The organism is Bartonella sp. SD1336NMGDW, assembly GCF_042193565.1.
GTDB lineage: Bacteria > Pseudomonadota > Alphaproteobacteria > Rhizobiales > Rhizobiaceae > Bartonella > Bartonella grahamii.
The window spans coordinates 130,692-144,082 of the sequence record NZ_JBHILW010000004.1 but is presented as its reverse complement, the minus strand read 5'-3'; the positions used below and the strand labels follow the sequence as shown (position 1 = coordinate 144,082).

Here is a 13,391-nt window from a genome sequence, read left to right as displayed (position 1 = left end):
AGTTTTCTGCCTTTCCACCTGAACGTTTCGGTGTTATCCACGGTACAGTCGTTAATGTAGGCGCTACAGCGCGCTATAATAAAGAAATTAATGGTGTCTATGCTGTTTTAATCAAAATTGACCAAGATCACATCACTTTGAATAACAAACATCTTAAATTTATCCCTGGCATGACTGTGACAACGGATGTCATTACCTCAAAACGACGGCTCATTTCCTATTTCTTTGAACCTATTACCAAAGTTTTAGAACAATCTCTAAAGGAAAGATAATGTCTGTAAATGAAAATTCATCACCATCACTCATAGATCCTCTTACGGCTTTGGGTGCCATGATTGTTTTAATGCTTACATCTCCCTTATACCGCCGCTGGCGAATCTGGGATATTGAACGCAACATAGGACCCGCCTTACAGACTGGGCAATATAAACTCTATAAAAATGAACGTGGAGAATTTTGTGCCTTTATCACTTGGGCTTTTTTAGATGAAAAAAATCATCAATCTATGCTTGATAAGGGAGAATTTTTACCCGATGCGGATTGGCAAGGCGGAGAATATATGTGGTTTATTGATTGTGTAGCACCCTATGGACATGCTGCTGGTATGGTACGTGACATGCAGCGGCATGTGTTTCCTAATCAGCATTATTGCTACGCTGTTCGACGTAATGAAGATGGTGAAATACGAAAAATTGCGCGCTGGTGTTGCTACAGAGCACAAAATCCAGCCAAATAGTTTTTCTAAAGCAAGTGCGGATAAACCATTTCCCCTCCCTCTTATAGAAAAGAAGCTTTTAAAAGAGCTCTTTAAGCGATAGCTATAGTAAAAGAAAGCCTTTCCATATTTAGAGCTAATCCGCTACAAATGGGTATTTTTCAGCTTACCAGACTTGCTATGAATAGCAACAGACGGTTAAGGGGATTGATCCACTCTCAAGCCGAAATTTGATTAACTAATTTCACTAGAATTGGCTGGGGTACCTGGATTCGAACCAGGGAATGCCGGTACCAAAAACCGGTGCCTTACCGCTTGGCTATACCCCAAAAAAACATGCTTTATAGCAACTCTTGCACCTTATAGCGATTCCTGTGATTGGACGCAATATCTGAAAATCAAAGACCTTACTTTTTTATCATAAAGTGCCTGAGTCTTGTATGGCATTGCATCAATACAAATTCGTAGCAGAAACTGATATACGGTTGTGCTTTTAACACAAATAGAAACCATTTATCCACCAATTATTTTGCTCTTTGTATTGATGTCCTAGGAACAGAAAATGAAAATCTTGTAGTTTACTCATGTATCTAATAAATTAGCATATGATTTGCTTTTCTTGATATACTAAAATCTCATCTTGCTTAACTAAGATAAAAGCTGTCACCATTGGGGACCGGTAAAGTATGTGATAGTGCTGCTGTGCTCTTTTATTAAGCGTAAAGATGGTAATGTCCACCGGTTTTTACATTATATTATTCACGGATGGTGCCATAAAATGAAATCAAGCACATTGAAAAATATCTCCTAAAAAATAACACTTAATATTCTGTTGAAAACACTATGATACACCTATAGGTTAGAAGAGTTTTGCAAAAATTAAAAACATTTTATATGGTATTTGAAAAAATATAGATACAAAAACAAGGAATAATAGCTATTTCCATTTACTTTTTATTCAAAAGATAATGATATTTATTACCCATTCATAGATGTAAAAAATCTTCAGAAGCAATCTTTATATAGACCGAGGACCTTTTGATTAATGAGCATGCATTTCCTAAAAGCTTCTTTTACAAAAAGAGAGACATTAAAACTAATTTCATACAAATAGGTATTCAACATTTGCTTTTAAATTCGGTAAATGGCAAATTAGGCTTATGAAGTAAGCTTAACAATTAGAATCGAGGAGATTTTTAAATGGCTTTTGAATTGCCCCCGTTGCCTTATGATTACGATGCCCTTTCACCTTATATGTCACGCGAAACGCTTGAATATCATCATGATAAGCATCACCTCGCTTATCTTAACAACACCAATAATTTTGTGAAAGAGTTAGGCTTAGAAAATGAAAGCCTTGAAGATATTGTTAAAAAAAGTTTTGGAAAAAATATTGGTTTGTTTAATAATGCAGCACAATATTACAATCATAACCACTTTTGGCTTTGGATGAAAAAAGATGGTGGTGGCCAAAAACTTCCTGAAAAGTTAGCAAAAGCTATTGACGCTGATCTAGGTGGTTACGACAAATTCCGCGCTGATTTTATTGCTGCTGCTAGTGCCCAATTTGGTTCTGGATGGGCGTGGGTTGCTGTTAAAGATGGCAAGCTTGAAATTATGAAAACGCCTAATGGCGAAAATCCCTTAATTCACAATGCTCGACCTATTTTGGGTGTCGATGTTTGGGAACATTCCTATTACATTGATTACCGCAATACTCGACCGAAGTACCTCGAATCCTTTGTGGATCATTTAATTAATTGGGACTATGTTTTGAAACTTTATGAAGAATGTGAACTTTAAGCTATCTAGATAATTTTTTAGTGTATGAAAGTCCCTATAATCCAATAAATTATCGGAGACTTTCATACAGAGATATTATGGATTAGCAAAAGTCTTTTCCTGCTATCTTTAGAATATATGCATAGATATAGGCAATTTCTTCTAGCTTTGAAAAACGTCCGGCTGCACCAGCGTGCCCTGAATCCATATTAATACGTAATAAAATTGCATTATCGTCTGTTTTTAAGTCTCGTAATTTTGCCACCCATTTTGCAGGCTCCCAGTAAGTTACACGAGGATCTGTTAATCCTGCCATCACAAGTATAGGGGGATAGTTTTGAGCTTTGACATTATCGTAGGGCGAATAGGAAGCAATAAGCTTATAATCTTCTTCTGATTCAAGAGGATTCCCCCATTCGGCCCATTCTGGAGGTGTGAGTGGCAATGAAGCATCTAACATTGTCGCTAAGACATCAACAAAAGGCACATTCGCTACGATTCCAGCAAAATCCTGTGGAGCTATATTGGCAATGGCTCCCATCAACATGCCCCCTGCTGAACCACCATGAGCAATAAGCCGGTCGTGAGAAGTGAATTTATTGTTTACGAGGTAACGCCCACAAGCAATAAAATCTGTAAATGTATTGTGCTTAAAGAGATGTTTTCCTTTCTCATACCATTCTACTCCCTTTTCTTTTCCTCCGCGAATATGAGCAATCGCGTAAATAAAACCTCTGTTTACTAGAGAAAGTATATTACTATTGAAACTGGCAGGAATAGAGATCCCATAAGCACCATAACCGTAAAGCAGACAAGGCGCACCACCATCAAGAGGAGTGTTTTTGTGATAAAAAAGTGAAATAGGAATCTTCTCACCATCGTCTGCTATTGCTGTAATACGTCGTGTTACATATGCATCTTTATTATGCCCAGAGGGAATTATTTGCGTTTTTAAAAGCATTCGTTTACGACTTTTCATCTCATAATCAAACACTTGATCAGGTGTTGTCATAGACGAATAGGAAAAACGAATAGTTGGACTGTTATATTCTGCAACCCCTTGTAGACCTAAAGAATAAGCCTCTTCAGTAAAAGCAATGGAATTAACTTGTTTAGTGGTACGTTCCATTACCTTTATACGTGGAAGCCCCTCAAACCGTTCGATCCAGACAAGAAAATCTTGATAAGCATCATGGAATAATATTAGGCACCCAAGCTGATGTGGGACAAACTCAGACCAATTTTCTGATTGTGGGGATGTATATGGCGCTACCATAATTTTGAAATCTTTTGCATTATCTAGATTGGTCAGAATATAGAAGACATCACCACCTGCTGTAAGTGAATATTCAATACCTTTTTGTCGTTTCCGTACACATTGGGGATTAGTAAAAGGCGCCTCAGCAGGAATCAACCAGATCTCTGATGTTTCATGATCATGAATATTAATATAAATAATATCGTTAAGCTTAGAGCCGCTTACATCTAAGAAAAAACTTGGATTGTCTTCGCGAAAAATAAGCTTATCTTGTGATTGATCAGTGTTTAATCGGTGATAATAGAGCTCTGAAGGTCGGTGATTTTTATCCATTTTAGTATAGAAAAAACCTTCAGATTTAGCATCCCATACAATTTGACCAGATGTATCAGTAATTGTGTCCATACAGTCAGACAATGTCTCAAAATTACGAATTTTAGCTGTATAGAATTCTGATCCTTTGTCATCATAGGTCCATACCACATGTATATGGTCAGGAGATTCTTGAACTGAACCAAATTTGAAATATTCTTTGCCTTCTGCCAAGACATCACCATTAAGGTACACGTTTTTTTCTCCGCCATTCCTTGGTGTCCGAAAATAATGTGGTTGTTGGCCTCCGGTAACATAAGAGAATCCGTAAGCAAAAGGACCATGTTTTATAGGAACAGAACTATCATTCTCGTGGATCCTGTTTTTCATTTCGGTAAAAAGCAAATCTCGTAATGGTTTTGTATCAGCCATTTGAGCTGATTGATAAGCATTTTCTTTTTCAAGATAATGTCGAATATTTGGATCAAGACAGTTAGGATCTTTAAAAACATCTTGCCAGTTAGACGCACGTAACCAATGATAGGGATCATCACGAAAAATACCATGATATATTTCCTTATGAGTGATTCTAGATGCTTTGGGAGGAATTGCAAAAGTGCGGGTCATACACAATCCTATATTAAAATATGTTAACAGCTTCGTTTATATGTTAGAATCACAATTATTGATGCAAGTGTAAAAATCTATAAGTTCTATTCACTTGTAAAAATAGCGCCATGATAATTTTTAAAACTAATATCTTTCTGTCCATTACATATCACAGCTATTGTTTTCTAGGGATATAATACCATTTTTATAACGAAAGTGACTGGTAAGACAATTAAACTATGAGAAAAAGAATTGATTTTTTTTGAAACAGTATAATCTTATAATTTTATAGAAAGCAATAAATATATTTAAAGTGTTTTCGTTTGTGTATAAAACATAAAAATATTATATGTCGTTTTAATGAATAGTTTTATATTATAAGTAATTCCACTGTGTATTATTTATAATATAGATTGTTATTTATTATTAAATTTAATAAGTATAAATAATAAAAATAAATTTAAAATTTATTAAAAATAAAATTACTAAATTATAAATATTCAAAATAAAAAATACTAATTTATATATTATATTTTTATAATTAGTAATTTTATTTTTACATTCTCAAAAAAAATAAATAAATTTTATCCTATATTTTTTTATATTTGTAATGTATTGTATATTATGTATGATATGTTATAGGGTAAAAATATATTTTAGCATGTAATAATTTCGTTTTTCTTATTTTATATTATGACAAAAAAGAGGTATTTATTTGATTTTTTTGTGTTTTGGCAATTTTATAGAATAATTGAATTGACAAAAAAGATTTTTGTACAATATGAAACTCTTGTGCATGAGATCTTTATATCATGAGTATATGCACTATATCTCGATTTTGAATTACTCAATTTTAAATTAAAGGAAACAAGAATGGAACATCGTGCAGTCTTAGAGACTGAAAGCAATTTAGTTATTACATTGGTTGCTGATATTGTTGCTGCCTACGTGAGTAATAATTCTATTCGACCGACTGAAGTGCCAAGTTTAATTGCTGATGTCCATGCTGCTTTTCGTAAAGCAGGAAATCTAGAGTTAACAGAAGTCGAAGTTGAAAAACAAAGGCCTGCCGTTAATCCAAAGCGTTCAGTATTTCCTGATTATCTCATTTGCCTTGAAGATGGAAAGAAATTTAAATCTCTAAAGCGTCATCTCATGACACATTATGGAATGTTGCCAGAGGAATATCGTGAAAAATGGCAGTTAGATAGTTCTTATCCTATGGTGGCGCCTAATTATGCAAAAACACGATCAGCTTTGGCCAAAGAAATGGGTCTTGGACGCAAAAGTAAACGGAAAAAAACTAAATAATCTTATTTTGCGAAAATAATGGTTTTGTGTATAAATTTGATTTTAGTATACATGTTTTGTGTGAAGCTTTTGTATATATAATAATTTCTACCAAGGGGATTATATATAGCTTTCGTTACGAATCCGTTTAATCATTGATTTCAGACCATTTGATCGTTGTGGTGTAAGATTTTCATTTAAACCAAGTTTTTCAAAGAGCTCTTGAGCATCAGAATTGCGAATTTCAGAAGCTTTTTTGCCTGAATAAAAAGCAAGAAGTATGTAAATAAGTCCACGCACAATATGAGCATCGGAATCACCTTGAAACGTCAATATTGGATCTTCTGAGTTATTACGTGAAGATAAAAGCCACACTTGGCTAACACAACCAGGAACTTTGTGAGCATCGTTTCTAGCGCTTTCCGGAAAAGGTGGCAATTCATGACCAAGCTCAATGACATAACGATAACGATCTTCCCAATTATCCAAAAGCGAAAAGTTCTCTATGATATTACCGATTGTTTCCGCCATTATTTTAGTCCTGTTTCGTTTGAATAATCATTCTTAAATACACTTATAAAAAATAAATATTTATTCTTCCTAACATAAATAACACAAAGAACGTTAAAAATCCTTATTTCAAGATAACATTGTATGGCTTTATAAGAACTCTTGTATTGCGATTTTGCAAGAAACATTAGGGGAAATCTCTGATATTATTGTTGTTCCCTAATATGTTGCCTAAATATTCATAAGCAGCTCTCGCACCGTAATATGCGCGTTCACCAAGTGAACTTAAAAATGATTTTCCTACTTTGCAGGTTTCTATATTACGGTCACAAAATGCTCCTAAGTCATTTAAAGCTTTCTTAAAAGCAATAATCACATCGCTCGTTGTTGTCTCATTATTTTTGGGGCTAGAAGAATGGTTACTGTTTGGATCTGCTACAAAAAATGAAATAATGACAAAAATAAAAAATAAAAAAAATGATAATTTGATTAAAAAACGTATCATGGGCAATCAATGTACCGCAGTGGTAAATACAATAAAAGAAGCATTTTATACACTGTTTCTTTATAAACAATTTATAAAATTTGTTTTTTATAAAATTGAGTATTCATTTATTGGATCTATATCATTGGCTTTTTTATAAATATGGCACAATGCCGCTGTATAAAATGGGATACATTGTCTATTCAGTAAAAATTTAACATCCCAATTATACACTTACAGGCTGATCATATTAATGAACATACCATGATAAAAAGTGAGAGATATAACCATGATCGTGCATAAGAGTTAAGAAATGTACCCCCCACATTTATAACCTTTTATTCCACAAGAAAGTGTAGCAATTATTCCACAAGAAAGTGTAGCAATGAGATAAGGATTAAACACAGAGTCCAATTTCTTTTCCATATTGTGTACATACTTATTTTAAATAATAGTTCATCATCTTAGCTTAGTTGAAAAGGCTAAAAAGAGTCAGACTCTGTTATTCTGACTCTAGTAGTGATAAAATATTTATATTATCTATAAAACTTTTACTAGAACATCACCAACATGATCAATATGTCGATCAAAAGATCAAACAATACCTTCATCTCTTATAACTCCATCTCAATATCTCAAGACAAGTTTTTCTATAACATTGTAAACATCAATTTAATTGATACAAAAGTAGCTCCACTAAAATATAATAACCTTAAGAGACCAGTATTCTCACCAAACCGTTTACAGAAAAGTAACCCTATATATGTAAATTGTAAAGAATATAATGACTCTTATCTTTTTAACGTTATAGAAAAATAGTCTCTAACTTGTTTTTAAATGATAGGCAAACACCTGCGCCAAAAATGAAGAATAACGTGATATTATTATTGAGATGCTTATATGTGATAATGCAGTTTGCAAACACTAAAATGCTCTTGAACGTTAATCATTCGATGTTCTCTTTATACATATTGAAAGATTTGTAAAATCTGAAATTAATGAAAATTGATAAGAGCTCTTGTTGATTGATCAACTTATACATTGATAGAATGAAGCTGCTTATTCTAGGAGTTTGAAAGGAAAAAACAATAATGTAAATGCATTTCTCTCTAGCGAAAAGTAAGAACTAATTTGCATTCGTTTCTTTGTGAAACATAAACGCAACTGAAAATAAAAATGATGACAAAAAAACGAAAGACGACCCGAAAAAAAACTGTAAAACACCGTAAATACTCTAGTAGTATTGTTATAACACTTCTTCTTATAATTTTTCATTTTATTTTTTGGATAGCAAAAACTCTTTATTTCTATACACGAAAAAATACTTTATTTTTTGTTGGATCTCTTCTTTTTAGCATTAGTTTTTTATTTATTTCATTTAATGCTTTATTTTCGCAAATGACAACGCATCAAAATATTTTAACTCAAATGAAATTTTCCTCCGTTCAAAGTATAGGAAAGAGCTCTACTTTATTGGAAAAAGAAGCAAAATCACAAGAACTCTCTCGTGTAACTTCTCTACATTCTCCAAGTCATCACCATACAAATTCACCTTTACCTCCTCAATCAGCAAGCATGCTGGAAAAGCAAAAAGAACTAGCAAAATTAGGACTTTATGATGGACCTTTAGATGGACTGGAAGGACCTAAAACACGCCGTGCCATCACTTTATGGAAACAACAAGCTGCTCAGAGAATGCAAAAGAATGTTCTATCTAATCCCGCAACAGATGAAATTGCGATATTAATTAAGCAGAGCGAAATAGAAACAAAAAATATGACGCACTTAAAAGAAGCTATTTCAGAGCCTTCTGTCGAAGATATTATACAAGTGCAAAAAGCTTTACATATTTTTGGGAATGAAGAGGTTATTGTCACAGGAATAGAAGATCAAAAGACGATAGAAGCCTTAAAACAATTTCAAAAAATGTTTGATCTTCCTGTAACAGGTAAAATTAATCACACAATTTTAATGAAAATGCGTGAAATTGGTTTATTAAATTGAAGCTAATCATCTATACTATAAAAATAATCTCTTAATTTATAATGATAATTCATCTTTCGCTTGTTTAATGCCCTCAAACATTCCTTCATCTCAAGCCCTCTTATATTCAATCGATCAGAATGGTTTTCTTACACATTACATATTGAGCCATACAACTTGCTGTAAGAAAACCACAACCGATTGCAGAAAAAAGAAATATTGCAAAATAGCAAACGCGGTCGTTCTAGAATTTTTATTGCTTCTGATGATAAAAGGACACGAAATTTTTGTAGTATCACGTAAACCTTTCATATTATCGAGCCACTAATTGTCCATATCTTATCGTCAATTTGATCTTTATAAATATGATGCAAAGAATTTGTGCAAACATCTGTAAGGATAAGTAGACGTAAAGCTAGTTGTATTATGGTTGTTGTTTCGCAAAGTGTCTGATAAAAAATCGGCAATTCTCTCCAATCTATTGCTGGAAAGTTTTGTGTTTTATGACGTTGTTTTCTAAGAGAACGTGTGCTTTTGGTGTCGCCTATAAATTAACATCTAAACCTAACGCAGCAGCATGTTTGAAGCAAATGTTAAGACAGTTTAGTACTTTCTCAACTGCTATAGCTTTTGTATGCCAAATAGGAGGCAAGGGCATTACGTATCTCTGTTTGTATACTCTCTGAAACAGAGAGACAGTCTAATTTGGGAAGAATATGAAATTTTAAGGGTAGAAACCAATTTTCATCTTTGCCATTTCCTTTTAATTCAGCTTTACGACTTTCAAAGACATCTAAAGCAATGTCTTTAAAATAATGGAGATTACCTATTGCCTCATGCTTTTTTTAGCTCGTATCTTTTTGGGCCCACGCCTCCTCACGTAAAACAAAATGTCCTAAACGGAATATATGTGGATTGCCATTCACGGGCTTTCTTAAAAAAACATTTCTAAAGCACCCAAGCCCATTTCGCAACAACGGCCCGTGAATAATAATAGCAACCCCACTTGTGCGCTATCATCTTTATGCTTGTGACGAAGCAAGCCGGGCACCATTACAACACTATACCTACCTTCAATTTGTGACAGCTCTTGACACTTGAGATGATTCATAAGAAGCATATCCTTGCTTTATTTTTATTCACAGACGCTAATTCCGCCTGTAACATGCAAAAAACATGGTTTTGATTGATTCATTATAAAAGAAGTTGAAATGATAAATTATCATTATAAATCAACATATTGTATAACTTTGATATTCCTTCATAAATGTAAAGATGGTAGTGCATAGTAGAGTTTATATACTTTGGGAAGATTTTTATAAACTTACGGGAAATTTTACACAATCCCCATTCCACGAATGTCAATGTGAAATGGGGCATCCACTGAGAAATGTCTATCTCAAACAGCATGATGTGCAAAAAAATGCATTTGTTTGGAGCATTCTATTTTGCGTGAGGAATTCATTCCCCTATAAAAAAGCAAACGTGTAAATTGACTGCACAATAACACATTTCTCTCTATCAAGAGGTTCGTCAATAGAAAGTGTATTAATAATACATCTTTGTCTATCCTGCTTCATATTTTCTCTCATAAACTTCTCAAAAAAACACTTTCTCGTGTAACATAACTTATCGTGCATTTTAGAAGCACTTTATTTCCTTTATTAAAGAAAATAAAAGAATATATAAAAATTTATTTTAGTAATAACTATACAACAAAAAAATATTAACCCATTATACCCTTTTTTGCTATTGCGGCTTGAGCTGCTGCTAAACGAGCAATTGGTACTCGAAAAGGAGAACACGAAACATAATCTAGGTTATTTTCTTCACATAAAGCAATAGAGGCAGGATCGCCTCCATGTTCACCGCAAATTCCCAATTTTATTTTTGCACGCTTTGATCGTCCACGCTGTGCAGCAATGGTAATAAGTTCTCCTACTCCATCACGGTCAATAGACACGAAAGGATCTTGCTCTAAAAGACCTTTTTGAAAATAGGTTGCCAAAAAAGGAGCAGCATCATCACGGGAAATCCCAAAAGTAGTTTGTGTCAAATCGTTTGTTCCAAATGAAAAAAATTCAGCAGTTTCAGCAATTTCATCTGCTCGAAGCGCCGCCCTTGGAAGCTCAATCATCGTCCCAACCATATATTGAATAGTGCTTCCCTTTTCTTTCATCACTTCCTCAGCAACCTGATCAATACGCGCTTTTACAAAATCGAGTTCAGATTTAAGCGCAACAAGTGGCACCATAATTTCAAGCATAACAGGAGATCCAGATTTTTGGGCAGCTTCTGCTGCTGCTTCAAAAATCGCCCGCGCTTGCATTTCTGCAATTTCAGGATAAGTAATAGCTAAACGGCATCCACGTAATCCAAGCATAGGATTAAATTCGTGCAACTGCTGAGCCCGTTCAGCAAGAACTTCAGCAGAAACACCCATAGCTGTTGCAACATCAAGAATTTCTGCTTTCGTTTTAGGTAAAAATTCATGTAATGGTGGATCTAGCAAGCGGATAGTAACAGGTAAACCACACATAATTTCAAATAATTCAATAAAATCTGAACGCTGCATTGGCAAAAGCTTATCTAGTGCTTTACGACGACCATTTTCATCATGGCTTAAAATCATTTCACGCATGGCCACGATACGTTCATCAGAAAAAAACATATGCTCCGTACGGCAAAGACCTATACCCTCAGCCCCAAAAGAGCGCCCCATACGGGCATCAGATGGTGTATCAGCATTAGCGCGAACTCTTATACGTCGCATCCCATCAGCCCATTCCATTAATTTTGCAAAGTCTCCGCAAAGCTGAGGCTGCAACATTGCAACTTTCCCTTTGAAAATTTCTCCACTTCCACCATCAATTGTGATAACATCACCTTTTTTAAAGCTTTCTCCTGAAGCAAACAGCGTATTTGTGTTATAATCAATCCGCACACTGCCAGCACCAGAAATACATGGTTTTCCCATCCCCCGCGCAACAACAGCAGCGTGACTTGTCATACCGCCACGCGTTGTTAAAATTCCTTCCGCAGCATGCATACCATGAATATCTTCTGGGCTTGTTTCTATACGGACCAAAATAACTTTGCGACCTTCTGCCGACACAGTTTCTGCCTCTTCTGAAGTAAAAACAATTTCACCAGTTGCGGCTCCAGGAGAAGCAGGTAAACCACGTCCTATAACAAAACGTTCTGCTTTGGGATCAAGTGTTGGATGCAAAAGTTGGTCAAGCGACTTTGCATCAATACGCATCACAGCCTCTTCACGGTTTATTAACCCCTCCTCAACCATTTCAATTGCTATCTTGAGAGCCGCACGAGCCGTGCGTTTTCCTGAACGAGTCTGAAGCATCCATAATTTACCTTTTTCAATGGTAAATTCGAGATCTTGCATATCCCGATAATGCTGCTCAAGCTTCTGCGCTATCTGACATAATTTCAAAAAAGCCTCAGGCATAATTTTTTCTAATGACGGCCTATTTGAGCCAGCAACAATACGCGCATTTTCTGTAATATTTTGAGGCGTTCGAATGCCCGCCACAACATCTTCCCCTTGCGCATTAACTAAAAATTCACCATAAAGCTCTTTTTTCCCTGTTGATGGATTGCGTGTAAAAGCAACACCTGTTGCCGAATCTTCACCCATGTTGCCAAAAACCATAGCTTGCACATTAACTGCCGTTCCCCAACTTTCAGGAATATTATGTAAACGGCGATAGGTAACTGCACGTGCTGTCATCCAACTTGAAAAAACGGCTCCAATTGCTCCCCATAACTGCTGTTCAGGATTTTGTGGAAAAGGTTTTCCTAATTTTTCTTCAACATATGCTTTATAAGAAGTAATAATGTTCTTCCAATCATCTGCTGTCATTTCTGTATCAATAGTGTAACCATTGCGTACTTTTGCTTCATCAAGAATTTCTTCAAAATACGAATGATCTAACCCCAAAACAACGTTAGAATACATTTGGATAAAACGCCGATAACTATCATAAGCAAAACGTTCATTATTAGCTTGTAAAGCAATGGCTTTTACAGTCTCATCATTCATGCCAAGGTTAAGCACTGTATCCATCATCCCTGGCATAGAAGCCCTAGCTCCTGAACGAACAGAAAGCAAAAGTGGCTTTTGCTCACTTCCAAATTCACGTCCTGTTTGTTCACCAACGCGTTTTAGTGCTTTCTTAACAGATTCCTGTAGCTCTTCTGGATATGATTTGTCATGGGCATAATAAAAATTACAAACTTCTGTTGTCAGCGTAAATCCGGGTGGTACGGGTAAACCAAGATTACTCATTTCTGCCAAATTAGCCCCTTTACCTCCGAGAAGGTTACGCTCACTTGCACTTCCTTCTGCCTTTCCATCTCCAAAACTATAAACCCATTTTTTCACTGTACAAATCCTCCCATATCAGCATCAAAACATCATTCAACCTAGG

The 13,391-nt window shown here is 34.9% G+C and carries 8 protein-coding genes, 1 tRNA gene and 1 pseudogene; 5 read left to right on the top strand and 5 right to left on the bottom strand.

Features of this window, described 5'->3' with window-relative positions:
• Positions 1–272: pseudogene (locus tag ACFIKH_RS04055) on the top strand (HlyD family type I secretion periplasmic adaptor subunit); the annotation flags it as partial.
• Positions 272–736, top strand: coding sequence for a toxin-activating lysine-acyltransferase (locus ACFIKH_RS04050; protein WP_375671054.1), 465 nt, complete (start codon positions 272–274; stop codon positions 734–736). The pseudogene ACFIKH_RS04055 and the gene ACFIKH_RS04050, both read left to right, overlap by 1 nt.
• 233 nt (positions 737–969) lie before the next feature.
• On the opposite strand, the gene ACFIKH_RS04045 is transcribed toward ACFIKH_RS04050, so the two are convergent.
• Positions 970–1,044 (bottom strand) — tRNA-Gln (locus tag ACFIKH_RS04045).
• A gap of 871 nt (positions 1,045–1,915) precedes the next feature.
• Between ACFIKH_RS04045 and ACFIKH_RS04040 the strand changes: the two genes are divergently transcribed.
• Positions 1,916–2,518: a superoxide dismutase gene (locus ACFIKH_RS04040; protein ID WP_375625105.1), complete on the top strand. Its 603-nt coding sequence runs from the start codon at positions 1,916–1,918 to the stop codon at positions 2,516–2,518.
• Between the two features lie 82 nt (positions 2,519–2,600).
• Here the strand turns inward: ACFIKH_RS04040 and ACFIKH_RS04035 are convergent, their stop codons facing one another.
• On the bottom strand, positions 2,601–4,694 hold the full coding sequence (locus ACFIKH_RS04035) for a S9 family peptidase (protein WP_375671052.1): 2,094 nt from the start codon (positions 4,692–4,694) through the stop codon (positions 2,601–2,603).
• A gap of 855 nt (positions 4,695–5,549) precedes the next feature.
• On the opposite strand from ACFIKH_RS04035, the gene ACFIKH_RS04030 reads away from it, so the two are divergent.
• On the top strand, positions 5,550–5,987 hold the full coding sequence (locus ACFIKH_RS04030) for a MucR family transcriptional regulator (protein WP_012754848.1): 438 nt from the start codon (positions 5,550–5,552) through the stop codon (positions 5,985–5,987).
• 99 nt (positions 5,988–6,086) lie between these two features.
• Here the strand turns inward: ACFIKH_RS04030 and ACFIKH_RS04025 are convergent, their stop codons facing one another.
• Together ACFIKH_RS04025 and ACFIKH_RS04020 are read right to left on the bottom strand one after the other, a co-directional pair.
• A complete protein-coding gene (locus tag ACFIKH_RS04025) occupies positions 6,087–6,497 on the bottom strand; it encodes a SufE family protein (RefSeq protein ID WP_273724544.1) in 411 nt (136 codons plus the stop codon).
• Positions 6,498–6,663: 166 nt separating this feature from the next.
• Positions 6,664–6,981 carry a DUF5330 domain-containing protein gene (locus tag ACFIKH_RS04020; RefSeq protein ID WP_375625729.1) on the bottom strand — a complete coding sequence of 106 codons (318 nt, stop codon included), beginning with the start codon at positions 6,979–6,981 and terminating at the stop codon, positions 6,664–6,666.
• Positions 6,982–8,139: 1,158 nt separating this feature from the next.
• Between ACFIKH_RS04020 and ACFIKH_RS04015 the strand changes: the two genes are divergently transcribed.
• Complete coding sequence (locus ACFIKH_RS04015) at positions 8,140–8,964, top strand: peptidoglycan-binding protein (RefSeq protein WP_375625190.1); 825 nt, start codon at positions 8,140–8,142, stop codon at positions 8,962–8,964.
• 1,705 nt (positions 8,965–10,669) lie between these two features.
• On the opposite strand, the gene ppdK is transcribed toward ACFIKH_RS04015, so the two are convergent.
• Positions 10,670–13,345: a pyruvate, phosphate dikinase gene (ppdK, locus tag ACFIKH_RS04010; protein WP_375648092.1), complete on the bottom strand. Its 2,676-nt coding sequence runs from the start codon at positions 13,343–13,345 to the stop codon at positions 10,670–10,672.
• Between the last annotated feature and the right edge of the window lie 46 nt (positions 13,346–13,391).

What these genes read in the sequence shown, in the direction of transcription:
- ACFIKH_RS04020 (WP_375625729.1), bottom strand. Translation starts at nt 6,981, where the DNA reads ATGATACGTTTTTTAATCAAATTATCATTTTTTTTATTTTTTATTTTT.
- ACFIKH_RS04030 (WP_012754848.1), top strand. Translation starts at nt 5,550, where the DNA reads ATGGAACATCGTGCAGTCTTAGAGACTGAAAGCAATTTAGTTATTACA.
- ACFIKH_RS04050 (WP_375671054.1), top strand. Translation starts at nt 272, where the DNA reads ATGTCTGTAAATGAAAATTCATCACCATCACTCATAGATCCTCTTACG.
- ACFIKH_RS04015 (WP_375625190.1), top strand. Translation starts at nt 8,140, where the DNA reads ATGACAAAAAAACGAAAGACGACCCGAAAAAAAACTGTAAAACACCGT.
- ACFIKH_RS04040 (WP_375625105.1), top strand. Translation starts at nt 1,916, where the DNA reads ATGGCTTTTGAATTGCCCCCGTTGCCTTATGATTACGATGCCCTTTCA.
- ACFIKH_RS04025 (WP_273724544.1), bottom strand. Translation starts at nt 6,497, where the DNA reads ATGGCGGAAACAATCGGTAATATCATAGAGAACTTTTCGCTTTTGGAT.
- ACFIKH_RS04035 (WP_375671052.1), bottom strand. Translation starts at nt 4,694, where the DNA reads ATGACCCGCACTTTTGCAATTCCTCCCAAAGCATCTAGAATCACTCAT.